General features: G+C 65.5%; 18 protein-coding genes. 13 read left to right on the top strand and 5 right to left on the bottom strand.

Going from position 1 to position 17,477, the window contains the following annotated elements; genetic code table 11:
- Together ACSLE4_RS01970 and ACSLE4_RS01975 are read left to right on the top strand one after the other, a co-directional pair.
- The coding region (locus tag ACSLE4_RS01970) for a hypothetical protein (RefSeq protein ID WP_435902813.1) at positions 1-1,422 on the top strand (1,422 nt) is incomplete at its 5' end.
- Positions 1,419-3,200 carry a trypsin-like peptidase domain-containing protein gene (locus ACSLE4_RS01975; RefSeq protein WP_435902814.1) on the top strand — a complete coding sequence of 594 codons (1,782 nt, stop codon included), beginning with the start codon at positions 1,419-1,421 and terminating at the stop codon, positions 3,198-3,200. The genes ACSLE4_RS01970 and ACSLE4_RS01975, both read left to right, overlap by 4 nt.
- On the opposite strand, the gene ACSLE4_RS01980 is transcribed toward ACSLE4_RS01975, so the two are convergent.
- Positions 3,172-5,037 (bottom strand): serine/threonine-protein kinase, encoded by a 1,866-nt coding sequence (locus ACSLE4_RS01980; protein ID WP_435902815.1) that lies wholly within the window; start codon positions 5,035-5,037, stop codon positions 3,172-3,174. The genes ACSLE4_RS01975 and ACSLE4_RS01980 overlap by 29 nt on opposite strands.
- A gap of 185 nt (positions 5,038-5,222) precedes the next feature.
- On the opposite strand from ACSLE4_RS01980, the gene ACSLE4_RS01985 reads away from it, so the two are divergent.
- From ACSLE4_RS01985 to ACSLE4_RS02000, 4 genes are all read left to right on the top strand, one after another.
- Positions 5,223-6,104: a S1 family peptidase gene (locus ACSLE4_RS01985; RefSeq protein ID WP_435902816.1), complete on the top strand. Its 882-nt coding sequence runs from the start codon at positions 5,223-5,225 to the stop codon at positions 6,102-6,104.
- A 14-nt stretch (positions 6,105-6,118) separates the two neighbouring features.
- On the top strand, positions 6,119-7,042 hold the full coding sequence (locus ACSLE4_RS01990; RefSeq protein WP_435902817.1) for a serine protease: 924 nt from the start codon (positions 6,119-6,121) through the stop codon (positions 7,040-7,042).
- Between the two features lie 11 nt (positions 7,043-7,053).
- Positions 7,054-7,953, top strand: a complete 900-nt coding sequence (locus ACSLE4_RS01995; RefSeq protein ID WP_435902818.1) for a S1 family peptidase — start codon at positions 7,054-7,056, stop codon at positions 7,951-7,953.
- 84 nt (positions 7,954-8,037) lie between these two features.
- On the top strand, positions 8,038-8,199 hold the full coding sequence (locus ACSLE4_RS02000; protein WP_435902819.1) for a hypothetical protein: 162 nt from the start codon (positions 8,038-8,040) through the stop codon (positions 8,197-8,199).
- Here the strand turns inward: ACSLE4_RS02000 and ACSLE4_RS02005 are convergent.
- Positions 8,196-9,578, bottom strand: a complete 1,383-nt coding sequence (locus ACSLE4_RS02005; RefSeq protein ID WP_435902820.1) for a lipopolysaccharide biosynthesis protein — start codon at positions 9,576-9,578, stop codon at positions 8,196-8,198. The genes ACSLE4_RS02000 and ACSLE4_RS02005 overlap by 4 nt on opposite strands.
- Before the next feature lie 10 nt (positions 9,579-9,588).
- On the bottom strand, positions 9,589-10,524 hold the full coding sequence (aat, locus tag ACSLE4_RS02010) for a leucyl/phenylalanyl-tRNA--protein transferase (protein WP_435902821.1): 936 nt from the start codon (positions 10,522-10,524) through the stop codon (positions 9,589-9,591).
- A 170-nt stretch (positions 10,525-10,694) separates the two neighbouring features.
- Here aat and ACSLE4_RS02015 point away from each other — a divergent pair, with 170 nt between their 5' ends.
- Together ACSLE4_RS02015 and thpR are read left to right on the top strand one after the other, a co-directional pair.
- Positions 10,695-11,738, top strand: a complete 1,044-nt coding sequence (locus ACSLE4_RS02015; protein WP_435902822.1) for an NADP(H)-dependent aldo-keto reductase — start codon at positions 10,695-10,697, stop codon at positions 11,736-11,738.
- A gap of 29 nt (positions 11,739-11,767) precedes the next feature.
- Positions 11,768-12,376 (top strand): RNA 2',3'-cyclic phosphodiesterase, encoded by a 609-nt coding sequence (thpR, locus tag ACSLE4_RS02020; RefSeq protein ID WP_435902823.1) that lies wholly within the window; start codon positions 11,768-11,770, stop codon positions 12,374-12,376.
- Here the strand turns inward: thpR and ACSLE4_RS02025 are convergent.
- Positions 12,373-12,861, bottom strand: a complete 489-nt coding sequence (locus ACSLE4_RS02025) for a low molecular weight protein-tyrosine-phosphatase (RefSeq protein WP_435902824.1) — start codon at positions 12,859-12,861, stop codon at positions 12,373-12,375. The two genes, thpR and ACSLE4_RS02025, sit on opposite strands and share 4 nt — an antisense overlap.
- Positions 12,862-12,986: 125 nt before the next feature.
- On the opposite strand from ACSLE4_RS02025, the gene ACSLE4_RS02030 reads away from it, so the two are divergent.
- Positions 12,987-13,388: a YkvA family protein gene (locus ACSLE4_RS02030; RefSeq protein WP_435902825.1), complete on the top strand. Its 402-nt coding sequence runs from the start codon at positions 12,987-12,989 to the stop codon at positions 13,386-13,388.
- 11 nt (positions 13,389-13,399) lie between these two features.
- Here ACSLE4_RS02030 and ACSLE4_RS02035 read toward each other — a convergent pair whose 3' ends face one another.
- Positions 13,400-14,380 carry an NADPH:quinone oxidoreductase family protein gene (locus ACSLE4_RS02035; RefSeq protein ID WP_435902826.1) on the bottom strand — a complete coding sequence of 327 codons (981 nt, stop codon included), beginning with the start codon at positions 14,378-14,380 and terminating at the stop codon, positions 13,400-13,402.
- A gap of 184 nt (positions 14,381-14,564) precedes the next feature.
- Here ACSLE4_RS02035 and ACSLE4_RS02040 point away from each other — a divergent pair, with 184 nt between their 5' ends.
- The 4 genes from ACSLE4_RS02040 (at position 14,565) to ACSLE4_RS02055 (ending at position 17,477) form a co-directional block, all read left to right on the top strand.
- Positions 14,565-15,095 (top strand): RNA methyltransferase, encoded by a 531-nt coding sequence (locus ACSLE4_RS02040; protein ID WP_435902827.1) that lies wholly within the window; start codon positions 14,565-14,567, stop codon positions 15,093-15,095.
- 72 nt (positions 15,096-15,167) lie between these two features.
- Entirely contained in the window at positions 15,168-15,671 is a 504-nt protein-coding gene (locus tag ACSLE4_RS02045) for an invasion associated locus B family protein (RefSeq protein ID WP_435902828.1), read from the top strand.
- A 76-nt stretch (positions 15,672-15,747) separates the two neighbouring features.
- Positions 15,748-16,920, top strand: coding sequence for a 23S rRNA (adenine(2503)-C(2))-methyltransferase RlmN (gene rlmN / locus ACSLE4_RS02050; RefSeq protein ID WP_435902829.1), 1,173 nt, complete (start codon positions 15,748-15,750; stop codon positions 16,918-16,920).
- A complete protein-coding gene (locus tag ACSLE4_RS02055) occupies positions 16,917-17,477 on the top strand; it encodes a peroxiredoxin (RefSeq protein ID WP_435902830.1) in 561 nt (186 codons plus the stop codon). Before rlmN ends, ACSLE4_RS02055 begins: the two co-directional genes overlap by 4 nt.

The following is a 17,477-nucleotide window of genomic DNA, read 5'->3' on the forward strand; positions in this document are numbered from 1 at the left end:
GGCATCAACGCCGCCACCATGGCGCTCTGCGCAGGCGACACCAAGACCGCCCGGAAGATCGCGGCACTCCTCACCGCTACCGTGCCGCAAGACGCTGAAGACTACTGGCCCCTCGCCACGCTTGCCGAGGCGCTTCTGATCGTCGGCCGGGGCGGAGAAGCCAAGGACGTGCTCCTCAAAGCGCGTGATGCCCGCGGCGCCGACGCCGGCGCCCAAGCCTCCACCGTGCTTCAGTTCCGCCGCATCGGCACCATGATCGACAGCAATCTCGACGTGCTTATCGACGCGCTCCGCCCCCGCAATGTGGCGGCGATCTCCGGCCACCTGTTCCGCGGCGCGGAGCTCGATGCGCAAGCTCAAGACGCCACCGAAGCCGTCATCCGCGAGCGCGCCGAGGCGCTGTTCGCCGCGCATAATGTGGGCTTCGTCTACGGCGCATTGGCTTGCGGCTCCGACATCATTTTGGCCGAGACCGCGCTCAAGATGGGCGCGGAGTTCGAGGCGGTGCTGCCGTTCAACACCGAGCGCTTCATCGACATGTCGGTCAGGATCGGCGACCCGCCGGACGCGCCCGGCAAATGGGAGAAGCGCTTCCGCGCCATCCTCGACGGCAAGCACGGGCCGTGCACGCTCACCATCATGGACCCGCAAGACCCGGTCGAGCGCGACCTCGACGGCTACTTTTTCTATGGCTTCCGCTACGCAGCCGGCTGCGCGCTCCAGCGCGCCGCCATGCTGCAGACCGCCTGCGGCCTGATCGTCGTCTCCGACGACACCGAGCCGGACAGCGTCGCCGGCGCGAACCGCGTCTTCGCCGACTGGCGCAAAGCCGGCCGGCCCTTCGACCTTATCCCCTATCCGCACCCCCGGCCCAAGCGGCAGAAGAGCGACCGCGGTGAGACCGCCTTCCGTCCCGTGGTGTTTCTGTGGGACGGCGCACCCGAGGCGAAGTCCACCGCCCTCGACAAGCTGTTCAAGCGGATCGGCAAGGGCCTGGAGACGGTCGAGCGCACCCATCGCGACGGACGGCGCGGCTGCTGCCTCGTGGTCGAGACGACCGCGCAGGCGCTTGCGACGGCGCAGGCCGCCGTCAGCGCGGCGCGGAAAGCGAAGCACCCCCTTCGCGTGATCTGCGACTTCGGCCTCGTGCTCGGCCGAGGTCCGAGCCCCGACAAGAAGCTGATCGCGCGCCTCCAAGCGGCCGACGACCTGCCTGGTCTTCCCTTGGAGAGCGTGCTGGCGACGGAGGCCTACGCCGCGCAAGCCAAGTTCGACCAAGGCGACGCGGTTCGGCTCGTGCCCGTGGGTCGCGCCGAAGCCGCCCCGTCCACCGATGAGGCCGAGCACCACGTTCTCCGCAGCCGCCCGTCTCTCCCGATCTTCACCGTCGAGCCCGTCAAGACCGGAGCCCGCAAACGATGACTATCACCATCCTCCACACAAGCGGTCCGCTCAAGGGCCAGAAGGAACTCTTCGACGACAGCGTGCACGCCATTCTGTTCGGCCGCGACCGCGAGGTCGCGCAAGTGGTCTACCCGCCCGAATTCGACGTGGTCGGCCGCCGCCATTTCGAGCTGCGGCGTACGCGCGCCGGCGACTACACCGTGGAGCTGTTCGGCACCCGCTATGTGGCAATGAACGGCAAGCCCGTGGATAACGGCACGCCGGTGACCTCCGGCAGCACCTTCCGGCTTGGGCGCAAGGACGGCCCCGGTTTCGAGGTCGAGATCGGCGCGCCGTCCGTGCAGGGTCTCCCCGTCACCGCCGACCAGCGCAAGATGACCACCTCGACCAGCCGCCTCGGGCGCAATGTCGGGATCGGCGGCGCCCTGCTCGCCCTCGTGATCGCCGGCGTGATCGGCTACATCTGGACGATCCAAAGAGATCTTATTGACGAGATCGCCCTCGCCCGCGCCGAGGCCGCGGAGCGTGCGGAAAAGGAGTTCAGGCAGGCTGATTTGGATAGACTTGCGGCCGCCGTCTATCTCGTGGCGCGCAATGACGGCGGTGCCGTTGAGGCGGAAGGCACGGCTTGGGCGTTTGCGCCCGGCAAGCTCGCCACCAACGCCCACGTCACCGAGGCCATCAAGGATCGCGAAAACGAGTTCTTTCTGATCGGACCCGCCGGCGAGAAGATCGAGATCGAGAACGTGATCTCCCATCCCGGCTATCTGGCCTTCAAGAGCTACAAGGCCACCCAAGGGACCACCCGCTGGGGCGAGTTCACGCCGCTCGATCTCATCAACGAATACGACGTAGGCATCATTGAGATCGATCCGAGCGTGAAGCTCCCCACGACGCTTAGCTTTGCTTCGCCGGAGGAGCTGGAGGCACTCACGCCGGGCACGCCGGTCGCCTCGGTCGGCTTTCCCGTCGAAGGGCTAGCCGGCAGCGATACCGCACCCAAGGCGCCCGGCCAGCTTCGCTTCGGCTATATCAGCGCGCTGACCGACGTATTCATGGTGCGCGCCGAGCCCGAGCACCGCTTACTCATCCAGCACTCGGTGCCGGTCACCGGCGGCGTGAGCGGAAGCCCCCTCATCGCCCCGAGCGGCAAGGTCATCGGCATCGTCAACGGCGGCAACACCACCGTGTTCAAGGACAAGAGCGAGGCGATGAACGCCAAGATCCGCGTGCCGAGCGCCGCGCTGATCAATTTCGCCCAGCGCGTCGACTTGCTTTCGGAGCTCGAGAACGGCGAGGCGGACGAGAAGCTCGCCGAGGACAAGACATACTGGAAGGCGCAAGGCGCCCAGTTCGACGATTACTTCGATGTCGCCGTGCAGGATTTCGTGAAGCTGGCCAAGTCGCGCTACGAAGTTGACGAGCCAAAGGAAACGCTGATCGCCGGCGGCGGCGACGCCAAGCTCGCCGGCGGGGGCGACAGGCTGAAGCTCGTGTCGAACACATACACCTATGAGGTGGAGCCGGGGAAAATTTACGGCTTCATCGCCGATTCGAAGAGCGGAGTGCCCATCGGCATCAATCTCAAAGATCGATCCACGTCGAAGTTCCTGCGCGACGCTAAGGATCCCCGCCAGACGAGCGAGCTGGAGCTGGCGCCGACCGCCTGGATCACCGCCGACAAGCCGAGGACAGTCGAGATCATCGTCTGGAGTCTCGTCGACCAACCCGCGGACTATGAGCTCTACGCCTATGAATGGCCCGAACCTACGCCCTCTGCTGACACTGGCTCCTGAGCGCCTCGGCCACGTAGCTGAGATCGCCGGTCCGGCGGGAAGGCTCCGGCGCCAGCATGTCGCGCACGATGTCGCCGATCGCCCGCGGCATGCCCTCGCCTTGCGCCCGTTTGTGCCACAGCCGGCCGAGTCCGGCACGTTGCGGCCCCGGCACCGCGCCGCCCCAAATCTCGGCGATCATCTGGCCGAGCGCGTAGACGTCGGCCCGCGCATCCACGGCCGCGCCGGCCACCTGCTCGGGTGCCACGTAAGGCGCCGTGCCGAAATGCTTCAGCGCATCCGCACGCCCCGCCACAAGCGCGATGCCGAGATCGATCAACACCGGCCACTCGCGGCCCTGCTCTCCGCGGGTCACGATAACGTTCTCCGGTTTGAGGTCGCGATGCACGATGCCGCGCGCATGAAGCACGGTGAGCGCATCGGCGACACCGGCGAGAAGCTCGAGCAGCCGCTCCGGTTCGGCATCCGAGGTGTAGAGCTCCCGCAGCGTCGGCCCTTCCACGAAGCGCTGCACGATGTACAGCGCCCCGCCCGGCGCCATGCGCAGATCGAGCACGCGGGCGAAGCGAGGATCTTCGAGCTTCGTCGCCGCGGCATATTCCGTCTTGATGGTGTTTATGGCGGTCTGGCGATCGCTCACCGGCAGGCCCCGGAGATCGACCCGCTTGAGCGCGACGTTCTGGCCGTCGGCCATATCGATGGCGCGCCAGACCTCGCCCACGCCGCCTTTGCCGAGATGCCCCAAACGGATAAAGCGCCGCTCCAGCGCCGTGCCGCCGCCGATCACATCGATGGCTTCGGCCAGTTCTTCCAGATGCTCGGCGCCCGCACTCTTCAGCATGTCGGCGCGGATTTCGTCCGCCACTTCCACCAGATTGTATTGCAGCGCATTGCGCAGACCCTGCGCCAGCGCCTCGCGGGCCTGATCTGCATCGCCGAGCTTGAACAACGCGTTCGCCAAGGCGCGGCGCGCCACGGATTCGCGCACCACGAGCCGCTGCTCCGCGTAGTTCTCGATCAGATGTTCGAGGCTTTTCACCGCAGGCGGGCCGCCCTTCGTCTCCTGCAGCTCGGTCAACGCTTCGATGAACTCGGCGCGCTCGAAGGCGCTGTCCTTCTCCGGCAGCAGCTTCTCGGCCTCGTGCAGCGCCGCTTCCGCCTCCTCGTGGCGGCCGAGCCCGGCGCAAGCCCGCGCCATTTCCAGCCGCGTAAGGAAGCGCAAGCGTTTTTCGCTCTCCGGGACGTCAGCGTGCAACGCCGCGACATGCTGCACCGCCTCTTCGTGACGGCCGAGCCGGTTCAGCGCCTGGCAGAGATTGACGCGCACGCGCTGCGCCTCGCGCGGCGGAAGCTCCAAAGGCGATGCATCCGAGACGAGATGACCGAACAGCATGGCGACGTTGTCGAAACGCTGCGCCTCGAGCTCGATGCGTCCGAACTCGGCGATGATCTTGGCGACCTCCGCCGTGTCGTCCGCGAGCGAGGCGAAGGCCAGCGCCGGCAGAAGCTCGGCGGCCGCGCGGCGATCGTCGCCGCGCCAGGCGTAGACCACCGCCGTCTCCCGGCCGATCTTGGCGAGCTCGCGATAGTTGGGCGGGTCGGCGGATTGGGCCAGCGCCTTTGCTTCCCGCAGCTCCCGCAAGGCGTCGCGGTCGAGCTTCAGCCTGTTGTGCACGACGCCCATCAGCCGGTGCACGCGGGGCCGGTGCGGCGAGTTTCGTTGCAAGCCGAGAAGCAGCGTCGCGAGCTCGGGCAACAGCATGTCGGGATCGGCGCGACGGAGCTCGACGATCTGCTCCATGGCGTCGAGCGCCGCGCTTGCGTCCTGCGGTTCCATGGTCACTCACCAGCCCCGATGAAACATCTTAGCGGCAATGCGCCAGACGCATCTCGCCCCTTATTCAATCTCAACAAAGTTTAATGTACAGCGTTGTTGGCCATAGTTAAAATGTCCGCAAATATAAGCCCACCCACGATTAGTCACACGCGCCCAAACAACAAAAACATCCGTGGAGACCTTGAATGACGCGAGTGCAAGTCCTTTCGAACATTCTACTGGCCGCCGGCCTGGTCTGCGCCCTGAACGCGCCGGCGCTCGGCGAGACCGACACCGAGATGATTGTCGGCGGCGCGCCGGCCGAGGCCGGCAAGTATCCCTGGCAGGTCCGCCTCTACGATAGCATGGATGACGAGATCGGGTTTTGCGGCGGCTCGATCATCGACAAGCAATGGGTTCTGACCGCGGCGCACTGCCTGGTCGACACCGACAGCGTCGTCGTGGGCTTCGGCGACGTGGACCGCACCAAGACCACCAAGATCGAGAGCGAGAAGATCTTCGTCCATCCGGACTATGCGGACGGGAAGAAAGCCGACGTCGCGCTCGTCAAGCTCTCCAAGCCGATACCCGATGCGCCCGCGGTTTCGTATGCCGGCGACGGCGCCACGCAAGCCCTGTTGCAGCCCGGCGCCAGAGCCACCGTCACCGGCTGGGGCGCGATCTGGGACTTCCAGGCCTTCAATAACGCCATGGACGTGATGGCGGGACGCCGGACGGTCTCCGAGCGGCGGCTTCTCAACGACGAGGAACTCCAGGCGCCGCGCCTTCTGCATGAGGTGGATATCGAGGTGATCGATCCGCAAGAGTGCAAGGCTGTCTACGACCAGCTCCAGGTTTCCGCCTTCACCATCGGCGACACCGAGATCTGCGCCACCGGCCCGCGCGGCGGCAAGGATTCCTGCTTCGGCGAGTCCGGCGGCCCCCTCGGCGTGCCCAAGGGCGGCGGCGATGAGCAAGTGGGCATCGTGAGCTGGGGCCCGCAATGCGGGAACCCGCTATTCCCTGGCGTCTACACCCGCGTGTCGTCCTTCTCCGATTGGATCAAGGGCACAATGGGCGGGAACTGAGCGGAGGTTTTTCGATGAGGCGTTTGATTTCGCTCATATTGGTCTTGCTTGTCGGGCTGTCCGCGAACCTGGCGTTCGCCAAGGATCAGCCCGACACCGAGATGATCGTGGGCGGCAAGCCCGCGAAGCCCGGCAAATTTCCCTATCAGGTCCGTCTCTACGCGTCGGCCGACGACGAAAAGGGCTTCTGCGGCGGCTCGATCGTCGACCCGCAATGGATCTTGACCGCGGGCCACTGCGTCGTCGAGGGCTCCGAGGCGCAAGGTCCGCAAGAGCCGGTCGAGACGGTGTTTGTGGGCTATGGCAGCACCGACCGCGTCGAGACCACCAAGATCGAAAGCGAGAAGATCATCGTCCATCCACTTTATCTGGAGAAGGCTCTGTCCGGCGGCAGCGACGTCGCTCTCGTCAAGCTGAAGGAGCCCATCCCCGGCGCCAAGATGGTGGAGATCGCCAACCCCGACACGGAGAAAGCCCTCGTCACGCGCGGCGTCAAGGTGACGGTCACCGGCTGGGGCGCGATTTGGGATCCGGAAGACAAAGAGGTCGTCGAGCTCCTCTCCAAGGTCGCCCCTCAAGCGGACGTCACCGAGAAGCTCAGCTTCCCGCGCAAGCTTCACGAGGCCGACATCCACGTCATGGCCAGGGACGAGTGCCGCGCCATCTATGAGCCGCAGCAGCTCGGCATCGCCGACAGCGAGATCTGCGCCCTGAAGCCGCGCTCGGTGACGAATTCCTGCTATGGCGATTCCGGCGGGCCGCTTGTCGTCCTCGCCGAGGAGCCGAGGCGCTACGTGCAGATCGGCGTGGTGAGCTGGGGCGACCGCTGCGGTCGCGCCGGCAATCCCAACGTGTTCGCGCGGGTTGCCTCCTTCTCCGATTGGATCGAGCAGACCATGACCGAGAACGCTCCCGAGCCCGCACCGGCGTCCCCATAACGAGCCTGCCCATGCGCATCGTCTTTGCTGTTGCTTCCGCTCTCGGCGTGTTCGCCGTGCTTGCGCCTGCGCTTGCCGAGGAAGACGTCGAGATGATCGTCGACGGCACGCCCGCGCCCGAAGGCAAGTATCAGTACCAAGTCCGGCTCTACGATTCCTTCGAGGACGAGAAGGGCAGCTGCGGCGGCTCGCTGATCGATGCCCAATGGGTGCTGACGGCGGCACACTGCCTGTATCGGGGTCACAGCGACGCCAAGCGCGCCATTGAACCGAGCGAAGTGGTTATCGGCTACGGCTCTACCGATCGCGAGGCCACCACCAAGGTCGCGGTGGCGGAGATTCACATCCATCCCAAATACGCCGCCTGCGAGGGCGACACCGCGTGCGCCGACGCCGCCAAGGCCGACATTGCACTCCTCAAGCTAGAGAAGCCCGCGGAGGAACCCAAGACCGTGGCGCTCGCCGGCCCCGCGACCGAAGGGACGCTGCTCGCCCCCGGCGCCAAGGTCGTGGTCACCGGCTGGGGCGCCATGTGGGATCCCTACGATGAGGACGTCGCCAAGTTGCTGGGTTCGTTCGGTTCCGATGCGGAGGAGAAAGTGAGCCATCCGCGCAAGCTCCATCAGGTCGAGGTCGACTGGGTCGACAACGACACCTGCGCCGCGGCCTTCGAGGCCGCCGGCAGTGAGATTGCGGAGACCGAGATCTGCGCCATGCGCCGCGGCACGCGCAAAGATTCTTGCCAAGGCGACTCAGGCGGCCCGCTGGTCGTGGCCGACGAGGATGGAACGAGCTTCACCCAGGTCGGCGTGGTGAGCTGGGGCCGGGGCTGCGGCGGCGCCCTCCCGGGCGTCTATTCGCGGGTGGCCGCTTTCTACGGCTGGATCGGCGAGACAATGCAAGAGCACTGAGCGCGCGCCGAAGTCCATTGATCGGCCGGGTGCGTTTGGCTACGGTCGCGGCCCGCGAAGCAAACCGGAAGCGAGCGTCCGCCTATGCCCCTATCCTTCGGCGTCTTCGGCAAGGCCGTCGCGATTCTCATCATCGCGGCCTTCGTGCTGTGGCTGATCTTCACCTATATGTTCGCCACCGAGGAAGCGGCGGAAGAAGCGGAGCCCGTCGGCGCCATCGAGACGCCGGTCCAGCCTCTCGCCTAGTTGGGAGCCTGACGACCCGACGCGAGCCGGACAAGCAGATAGATCGCGTCGGTCCTGAGCCCGCTCAAACGCGCCAGCACGATCGAGCACGCCCCGAGCCAGAAGAGCGTGGCGATGGCGACGGCCAGCGCCGCGCCGAGCACGCCGTAAGCCGGCGCCAGCACCACATTGGCGAGACCGAGCACCACGAGCGCCGCGACGGCAAGCGCCGCGTTCTGGCGCTGCGCGCCGATCACCGTGAGCAACGGCACGTTGGGTCCAAACACCGCGCGGGCAAGCTGGCAGCCAAGCAGAATGAGCAGTGGAATTTTGGCGCCGGTAAACTCCGGGCCGAACAGCGAGAGGATGGTCTCGCCCCAGAGCGCCACGATCACCAGCGCGGCGATGGTCACGGCGAGCGGAAAGCCGAGCGTCTTCAGAATAACGGCGCGAATGGCCCCATGCTCTTTGCGCGCATGAGCGTCCGCCAGGTCCGGCACCACCACCTGATGCGCCACCTGCACCGCGAAGCCGACGAGCAGCGCGAGCTTAAGGCAGAGTCCGACAATGGCGGTGTCGGCGCTCGGCAGAAGCGGCGTGACCAGCAGGATGTCCACATCGGCGAAGAAAAAGGTGAACAGCGCCACCAGGATCAGCGGCGTCGCCTCGCGCCGCCAGATCTTCACCAGCCGGGGCGGCGCGTCTTGCGCGCTGGCGGCCAGAGCCACGCCATGCGGGATGTCCTTGCGCAGCAGAACGTACTGGACGAGCGCCAGACCGATGAACACGACAGTCAGGAGCGCCGTGACATTGGCCGCGGTGAGCGTCACACCGGCGCCGATCAGGAGCACGATGCCGCCCAGCAATACGAACGGCCGAATGCAGGTGTCGGGCAAATAGGCGAGCGCGAAGCGCCGTATGGCGGCGGCGAGCGAGCCGTTCAGCCGCAGTGCGGCGTTGGCCGGAATCGACAGAGCCGCGGCGATGGTGGCAAGCCGCGCTTCGAAACTGAGCGTCGGCCATAGGAGAGCGAAGGCCAGCACGGCAGCGGTGGCGATGGTGACATAGACCGTGGCGTCTTTGCGCGCCCGCGCCACGAACGCGGCGATCAGGCTTTCTTTGCCCTGCTCGCGGTAGCGCGACAGGAAGCGCGGTGCGATGGCCGGATAACCATGCGCCGCGATAAGGCCGACCACGGCGGCAAGGCTCGTGACCGAATAGAACACGCCGAGGGCCGAGGCGTGCAGCGTCCGCGCCAGAACGATCTGGGTGATGAAACCGGCGAGCGCGCCGGCAACACGGGCGAGCGAAAGAAGCGACGACGTGGTGAACAGCCGGGACAGCAGCGGCGCGATCCAAGCAGGCCCATGGACGCCCGGCCGGCTCCAGGATCGTGGCATGGGACCGTCCTCACGCCACCTGGCGCGGCGTCGAGGCGGGCGCGGACGAACTGTCCTTGGGCTCTCTCTGCCAATCGGCAGGGTTGAGCGCCGGGTCGATCTCCCAGCGCCCCGCATGCCTCGGCTCCTCCATGTACCAAGGCAGCAGCGACAGGAACTGGTCGCGCGGCATGGGGTGGTAGCCGAACGTCTCGAGATGCGGCGTCATCCACTTGGCGTCGCACAGGAGATATCCCCAGTCGGCGAGGTGCCGGTGAAGATAGGCGGTGCCAACCTTGGAAGCGTCCCGCACGCGGGAGAACTTCGATTCGCCGAAATAGACCCGGCCGATGGCGAGACCATAAAGTCCGCCCACCAGATTCCCCTTCTCGTCCCATACTTCGACGGAATGGGCATGGCCGGCAATGTAAGCGTTCCAGAAGGCGCGCATGATTTGCGGCGTGATCCAGGTGAGCGGAAACTTGTGCTCGCGCGGCCGCGCGCATGCTTCCATCACACCCGCGAAATCCGTGTCCATGGTGACGGTGAATTTGTGCCGCCGGATCAGGCGGCGCACATTGTTGCCCACGTGCGACTCCGCAGGATCAAGCACCGCGCGCTCCTCCGGACACCACCATTTCATGGGGCCGATATGACAGACGGGAAAGTAGCCCCGCGCGTAATTCGCGTTCAATGCTGGCACGGAGAGGTCGTTGCTGATGCCTATCAGACCGCGGTCGGAATAGAAGCGCGGCAAAGCGGGCAACGCATCGCGCTCGGGCCGCGGCGTCAGATAGTAGGCAAGCGTCATCAACCAAAGCCGCGGAAGAAGCGCAATGCGCGACGGCTTCAAGGCGTAGAGAACGCCGAGCCCCCAGCGCCGCAAGCGCTGCTCCCACGTTTCGTGAAAGCAAGGCCCGATCTCTTGTGGCTTAGGAGCGGCCGCGCCGCCGTCTGGCTTGGTCATCGCGCCCCTGCGAAATCTTGTACCATCCCGTTCAATGCCGATCCGCGCCCCGGTTTCGTGCCTGGCAGCATTGTGACTTCCTTCTTACGCGCCCACTCCTTAACAACAGGGTTAGGGCGGCCCTGGGTAAGACTCTGTTAGCCTTACGGGCATGTTAACACGGAGGAACGATGGAGTACCGCGAGCTTGGCCGCACCGGCGTGAAGGTAAGCGCGCTCACCCTCGGCACCATGACCTTTGGCGAGCAAAACACGGAGGCCGAAGGTCACGGCCAGATGGACTATGCGCTCGACCTCGGCATCAACCTGTTCGACGCGGCAGAGATCTATCCCATTCCGCCAAAGCCCGAGACACAAGGCCGCACCGAAGACGTCATCGGGACCTGGCTTGCCGGCCGGAAGAACCGCGACAAGGTGCTGATCGCCACGAAGGTCGCCGGCCGCAGCACCAAGATCGATTGGCTGCGCGACGAGACCAAGCTCTCACGGCAAAGCGCGGCACAAATCAACGAAGCGCTCGACAAGAGTCGCGCGCGGCTGAAGACCGACTATATCGATCTCTACCAGCTCCATTGGCCCGACCGGCCCATGCGCATCTTCGAAGGTCTCGAATATGAGCGGCTGCCCGGCGACTCCCACACGATCCACGACATCCTCGAAACGCTCGGTGCGCTCGTGCGCGACGGCAAGGTTCGTTTCATCGGCCTCTCCAACGAGACGCCGTGGGGGGTGATGAGCTTCTTGAAGCTCGCCGAGATGCATGGTCTGCCGCGGATCGTCTCGGTGCAGAACGCCTTCAACCTGGTGAACCGCTCCTACGAGATCGGCCTGTCGGAGATCACCTATGAGGAGCAGGTGAGCCTGCTCGCCTACTCGCCGCTCGGCCAAGGCTATCTCACCGGCAAATATGAGCACGGCGCCCTGCCGCCCAAGTCCCGCAAGACTCTGTTCGACCGGTTGGGCCGCTACGAGAAGGGCAACGGACCGCGCGCCATTTCCGCCTACGTGGCGCTCGCCAAGAAGCACGGGCTCGACCCGGCGCAGATGGCGATTTCCTACGCGGTGTCGCGTCCTTTCGTCACCTCGGCGATTATCGGAGCCACCACCATGGAGCAGCTCAAGACGGATATCGACGCCGCGGATTTGAAGCTTTCCGGCCAAGTCCTTGAGGACATCGACCAAATCCACCTTGACTACCCCAACCCCTGCCCTTGATTCTCGGGGTAGGAAGTGAGTCGCCCGACATGCCCCGGCTATTCTCAGCCCTCGAGATACCCCGCAGCATCGCCGAACGTTTCACTATGCTGCGCTCCGGTTTGAGCGGCGCGCGCTGGATCGACCCCGAGAATTATCACCTGACGTTGCGCTTCATCGGCGACGTGGACGGCGCCACCGCGCGCGACTTCACCAATGCCCTGGGTGAGATCGCGGTGCCGCCTTTCGAACTGCAGCTCAATGGGCTCGACAGCTTCGGCGGCAACAAGCCGCGCGCCCTCTTCGCCGGGGTCAAACCGTCCCCTGAGCTCGACAGCTTGCGGCGCGCCAATGACCGGGCCGCGCGCGAGGCGGGGCTTCCGCCCGAGGGCCGCAACTTCAAGCCTCACGTAACCCTGGCGCGCCTGCGCGGCGTGCGCCCGGATGCCGTCGCCACCTATTTGGAACGCCAAGGAAACGTTGCGGTCGAGCGCTTCACCGTGAGCCGCTTCGTGCTCTATTCGTCGCGGAACTCGGTGGGCGGCGGCCCTTACGTCATCGAGGCGGCTTACGAGCTCGACGACGCCTATGACGCGGACGGCACCGGCAATCTCGCCTATGACCGGGATCTCGCCGAGGCGTTCGGAATCAAGGACTAGGCGTCCCTCTCCGTCTCTTTCGTGAGTTCGGCGAGCAAGCCTTGCGCGGCCGCCTCGATCAGATCGAGCGCGTTGTCGAAGCCCTCCGCCCCGCCGTAATAAGGATCGGGCACGTCTTGCGTACCGACATGGGGCGCGTAGTCGAGGAAGCGGCGGATCTTGGCGCGGGCCGCATGAGGCGCGATGTCGTAGAGGTCCTCGATATTCGACCCGTCCATCGCCAGCACCAGATCGAAATCATCGAAGTCCTCGAGCTCGACCTTCCGCGCCGCCTGACCGGAAATATCGACGCCCCGGCTAAGCGCGGCTTTTTGAGCGCGATGGTCCGGCGCCTCGCCCTTGTGCCAGTCGCCCATGCCGGCGGAGTCGATCTCGAATAGATGCAGCATCCCGGCATCCTCGGCGACGCGCCGGAAGACACCCTCGGCCATGGGCGAGCGGCAGATATTGCCGAGACAGACGAACAGGATGCGGTGCTTGGCCATGGCCCGGTCCCATCGCACAGCCGTGGCCGTTCGCGCAAGCCTGGCGCGCCTTGCAGCTTGCGGGTGCCGACCCTATGTCTATCAAGGTTTTGGGGCCTTCCGAACGGTCCATGAGGTGGCATACGATGATCGCTTTCAATGATGCGGGCAATTTGCGCGAGGCGGCGCTCGGGCGGCGGGTTTCCGTGGGCGCGTTTTCCGAGCGGGAGCGCAAGGTGCGCCGGGACTTCTGGGTGAAGCTGAAGCGCTTCGCCTCGCGCGTTCCCTTCGCCCAAGACCTCGTCGCCGCCTATTACTGCGCGCTCGATCCGGCCACGCCGATCCGGGTGCGCGGCATGCTGCTCGCGGCGCTCGCCTACTTCATCCTGCCGACCGACTTCATCCCCGACATTCTGGGCGGCCTCGGCTTCGCCGATGACATAGCGTTGCTAAGCGCCGTGACCGGTCTGGTGTCTTCGCACATCACACCGACGCACCGCGCCGCCGCCGCCCGCGCGCTCGACACGGAGCTGCCCAAGCAAACGTGAGCAGCGTCCGCCTACTCTTGCGGATGGACAATCACCTTGCCGGTGACTTTGCGGCCTTCGATCAGCGCCAAGGCCTTCGGCGTATCTTCGAGCGGGAAGGTCTCGTGGATGTGCGGCACGATCTTGCCGTCCCTGCACCACTGAAGAATCTGCGCCGTATTGGCGCGATGCGTCTCGGGCTCGCGCTCGACGAAGGACGTCCAGAACACGCCGACGATCTCGCAGCCCTTAAGCAGCACGAGGTTGAGCGGGATACGAGGAATCTCGCCCGAGGCAAACCCGAGCACGAGATAGCGCCCCTCCCACGCCATGGCGCGTAAGCTCGGCTCCGCCGCGTCGCCGCCAACGCAGTCGTAGAGCACGTTGACGCCGGTCGGAAGCGTAAGCTCCTTCAGCTTCTTTTTGAGATCGGCCTCCGAATAATTGACGCCTTCGTCGGCGCCATGGGCTTTGGCGAAGGCGAGCTTGTCTTCCGAGGAGGCCACGGCGATGACGCGCCCGCCCATCAGCTTGGCGATCTCGACCGCCGCGACGCCGGCGCCGCCCGCGGCGCCGAGCACGGCCACGCTTTCGCCGGGCTTCAGATCCCCCCGGTCCTTGAACGCGTGCAGCGCCGTGCCGTACGTGATGACGACACCCGCCGCCACGTCGTCGCTCACGCCGTCGGGGATGGGGACAGCATTCTTCGCCTTGGTGACGATCCGCTCGCGGCAGCCATTGCCGCCGATGAACGCCACCACCCGCTCGCCCACCGCAAACTCGGTCACGCCTTCGCCAAGCACCTCGACGGTGCCGGCGACTTCGGCGCCGGGTGAAAACGGCAGCGGCGGGGAGATTTGATATTTGTCGCGCAGCACGAGGGTGTCGAAGAAGTTCAGCCCGACCGCGTTGACCTTGAGGAGGATCTCGCCCGGCCCCGGGCTGGGAGCATCGACGTCCTCCAGGCGCAGGGCCTGAATCCCGCCAAACTCATTGAACTGCACGACGCGCATGGACGGCTCCACGTTTCGACGAAGGTATGAGAGCTGCCCGACATAATCCGCGGCGGCTCTAATTCGACAGATTGAAGAGCTTGGCTTTTTGACGCGGTCTCTAGGTTAGCGCAACCTTTCGAGCCGCCTTTTGCTGGTCCGTGGCTTATGGCAGAGAAAAGTTGTGAAACCGCTACTTCCAAACATGCGCGGGTATTTCGGCATCGGGGCCGAAGGCATCTCCAAGCCGGTGAATCTGGGCAATCTCCTGCGCTCCGCCCATGCTTTCGGCGCGAGCTTCGTCTTCACGCTCGGCGCTGACGAGCGCGCGCTTCAGGTGAGCGCCGATACCTCCCGCGCCGACGGTCACGTCCCGGTCTATCACTGGCGGAGCCTGGATGAGATGCAGTTGCCCAAGGGTTGTAGCCTGGTCGGCATCGAGATCCTCGATTGCGCCGCCGACTTGCCGAGTTTTCCACATCCCTTGCGCGCCGCCTATGTGCTGGGGCCGGAGCGCGGCGTGCTCAGCCCGGAGCTGGTCGCCAGGTGCCAGAATGTGGTCCGCATTCCCACGACGTTCTCGCTCAACGTCGCCACGGCCGGCGCCATCGTCATGTATGACCGCATCCGCACCGTCGGCCGTTTCGCGCCCCGGCCGGTCAGCGAAGGGGCCGAACCGACAGCGCCCGCCCCCCATGTCCAGGGCCCGCCCAAGCGGCGAAGGCCGCAGGCTTGACCTAAGGCCCTGAACCAGTAAAGACTGTGCCGAATTCATGCGTACGTCTGCTCACGACACGGGGACGGGGAGATGCGCCGAGCCGTTGGAGCTGCTTGCGTGATTGTGGCGTTGAGTGCGACGCCAGTTCTCGCGCAAGAAGTCAAACTTCTGCAAAAATACAATGACTGGGCTGCCTACACGTCCGAAGGCAGTCCCAAGGTCTGCTTTGCCGTGTCGCAGCCCCGGGATTCGAGTCCCAAGAACGTGCGCCGGGGGCCGATCTATTTTTACGTGTCGCACTATCCCGGCGATAAGATCGCCGGCGAGATCAGCGTGAAGATGGGCTATCCCTTCGCGCCAGGCGCGAAGGTCACCGTGACCATCGGCAGCGACAAGTTCGAACTCTTCACCAAGGACGAAGGCGGCTTTGTCGAGAAGACCGAGGACGAGGCCAAGCTCGTGGGCGCCTTGAAGGCGGGAAGCTCCATGACGGTCCAAGGGCGCTCCGCCCGCGGCACCAGTACGAGCGACAACTACTCCTTGAGCGGCACCACCGATGCGCTGGATCGCATCGCCAAGGAGTGTAGCGGCTAGGACCCTCCGCCGCCCCCGTTCCCGGCTCCTTCTCCGCCTCTTGGCATTTCCGGCTCGCCTCATGATATGAGGAGCCATGACTGCGACCACGTTCATAGATCCCGCGCCGCCGGGCGCCGAAACCCGCCCGAAAGCGTGCCTTGTCGGGATGACCCGCGCCGCGCTTGCCGAACGCCTGGACGATCTCGGCGTGCCGGAGCGGCAGCGGCGCATGCGCGTGAGCCAGCTGTGGGGCTGGACCTATGTGCGCGGGGCCACCGATTTCGAGCTTATGACGGATATCGCCAAGGAACTGCGCGGGGAGCTTGCCGCGCATTTCACGCTGGCACGCCCGGAGATCGTTACCGAGCAGGTCTCGGTCGACGGAACGCGCAAATGGCTGCTCCGTCTCGCCGACGGCAAGGAAGTCGAGACGGTCTACATCCCCGAAGAGGACCGCGGCACGCTGTGCATCTCGAGCCAGGTAGGTTGTACGCTCAATTGCACCTTCTGCCACACTGGCACTCAGCGGCTCGTGCGCAATCTCAGCACCAGCGAGATCGTCGGCCAGATCATGCTCGCCCGCGATCGCATCGGTGACTGGCCGGGCGCGGTACCACCCGACCCGACAGGCCTCCCCAGCGGCGAGCGCAAGATCACCAACGTGGTGCTCATGGGCATGGGCGAGCCGCTCTACAATTTCGACAACGTCCGGGACGCCTGCGCCATCGTCGCCGACGGCGACGGTCTGTCCATCTCCCGTCGGCGCCTGACCCTGTCCACCTCGGGCATTGTGCCGGAGATTCCCCGCTGGGGCGAAGAGGCCGGCACCATGCTCGCCATCTCGCTGCATGCGGTCCGCGATGAGTTGCGCGACGAACTCGTGCCCATCAACAAGAAGTGGCCCATCGCCGAGCTGTTGGATGCCTGCCGCGCTTATCCCGGCCTCGCGAACGCCAAACGCATCACCTTCGAATATGTCATGCTGAAGGGCGTGAACGACTCCATCGCCGACGCCAAGGCCCTGGTGAAACTGCTCGCCAAGATTCCGGCGAAGATCAATTTGATCCCGTTTAATCCGTGGCCGGGCGCGCCGTACGAGTGCTCCGACTGGGAGCAGATCGAAAAGTTCGCCGAAGTCGTGAATCGCGCCGGCTATGCGAGCCCGGTGCGCTCGCCGCGCGGCCGCGACATCATGGCGGCCTGCGGCCAGCTCAAGAGCACCAGCCTGAAGCAACGTGCCTCCGAGCGCCTCGCGGCCTCGGTTTGAGCGGCCTGCACGATCTTCCGTCTGACTTGCCGGTCCCTGTGGACGACGGCGCTTGCGCTCATCTCGTCGGCACGTCCATGCCCCACCTCGTCCTCCCTTCAACCGCTGGACGCGAGGTCGATGTGGGAGCGCTCGGCAGCGGGCGCACGCTCATCTATTGCTATCCACGGACCGGCGTGCCGGGCGAGGACCTGCCGGGCGGCTGGGACGCCATTCCCGGCGCCCGCGGCTGCACGCCCCAAGCCTGCGCCTTTCGCGATCATCAAGGCGAGTTCGCCAGCCTCGGTGCCTCCGTCTTCGGGCTGAGCACACAAGATACCGCCTATCAGCGCGAGCTGGCAGACCGCCTGCATCTTCCGTTTGAGATTCTAAGCGATGCCCAGTTCCGGCTGACCAATGCACTTCGCCTTCCCACCTTCGAGGTGGATGGGATGCGCCTGATCAGACGGCTCACGCTCGTCGTGCGCGGCGGCACAATCGAGCATGTATTCTATCCCGTGTACCCGCCCGACGCGCACGCAGACGAAGTTCTGCGCTGGCTTGAGCGCCAAGCGTGA

It is taken from the genome of Methyloceanibacter sp., from assembly GCF_051306395.1.
In the GTDB taxonomy this organism is placed as follows: domain Bacteria; phylum Pseudomonadota; class Alphaproteobacteria; order Rhizobiales; family Methyloligellaceae; genus Methyloceanibacter.

Bases quoted from the DNA above. Each gene is read 5' to 3' on its own strand.
- ACSLE4_RS01975 (WP_435902814.1), top strand. From the start codon at position 1,419: ATGACTATCACCATCCTCCACACAAGCGGTCCGCTCAAGGGCCAGAAG.
- ACSLE4_RS01980 (WP_435902815.1), bottom strand. From the start codon at position 5,037: ATGGAACCGCAGGACGCAAGCGCGGCGCTCGACGCCATGGAGCAGATC.
- ACSLE4_RS01985 (WP_435902816.1), top strand. From the start codon at position 5,223: ATGACGCGAGTGCAAGTCCTTTCGAACATTCTACTGGCCGCCGGCCTG.
- ACSLE4_RS01990 (WP_435902817.1), top strand. From the start codon at position 6,119: ATGAGGCGTTTGATTTCGCTCATATTGGTCTTGCTTGTCGGGCTGTCC.
- ACSLE4_RS01995 (WP_435902818.1), top strand. From the start codon at position 7,054: ATGCGCATCGTCTTTGCTGTTGCTTCCGCTCTCGGCGTGTTCGCCGTG.
- ACSLE4_RS02000 (WP_435902819.1), top strand. From the start codon at position 8,038: ATGCCCCTATCCTTCGGCGTCTTCGGCAAGGCCGTCGCGATTCTCATC.
- ACSLE4_RS02005 (WP_435902820.1), bottom strand. From the start codon at position 9,578: ATGCCACGATCCTGGAGCCGGCCGGGCGTCCATGGGCCTGCTTGGATC.
- aat (WP_435902821.1), bottom strand. From the start codon at position 10,524: ATGACCAAGCCAGACGGCGGCGCGGCCGCTCCTAAGCCACAAGAGATC.
- ACSLE4_RS02015 (WP_435902822.1), top strand. From the start codon at position 10,695: ATGGAGTACCGCGAGCTTGGCCGCACCGGCGTGAAGGTAAGCGCGCTC.
- thpR (WP_435902823.1), top strand. From the start codon at position 11,768: ATGCCCCGGCTATTCTCAGCCCTCGAGATACCCCGCAGCATCGCCGAA.
- ACSLE4_RS02025 (WP_435902824.1), bottom strand. From the start codon at position 12,861: ATGGCCAAGCACCGCATCCTGTTCGTCTGTCTCGGCAATATCTGCCGC.
- ACSLE4_RS02030 (WP_435902825.1), top strand. From the start codon at position 12,987: ATGATCGCTTTCAATGATGCGGGCAATTTGCGCGAGGCGGCGCTCGGG.
- ACSLE4_RS02035 (WP_435902826.1), bottom strand. From the start codon at position 14,380: ATGCGCGTCGTGCAGTTCAATGAGTTTGGCGGGATTCAGGCCCTGCGC.
- ACSLE4_RS02040 (WP_435902827.1), top strand. From the start codon at position 14,565: ATGCGCGGGTATTTCGGCATCGGGGCCGAAGGCATCTCCAAGCCGGTG.
- ACSLE4_RS02045 (WP_435902828.1), top strand. From the start codon at position 15,168: ATGCGCCGAGCCGTTGGAGCTGCTTGCGTGATTGTGGCGTTGAGTGCG.
- rlmN (WP_435902829.1), top strand. From the start codon at position 15,748: ATGACTGCGACCACGTTCATAGATCCCGCGCCGCCGGGCGCCGAAACC.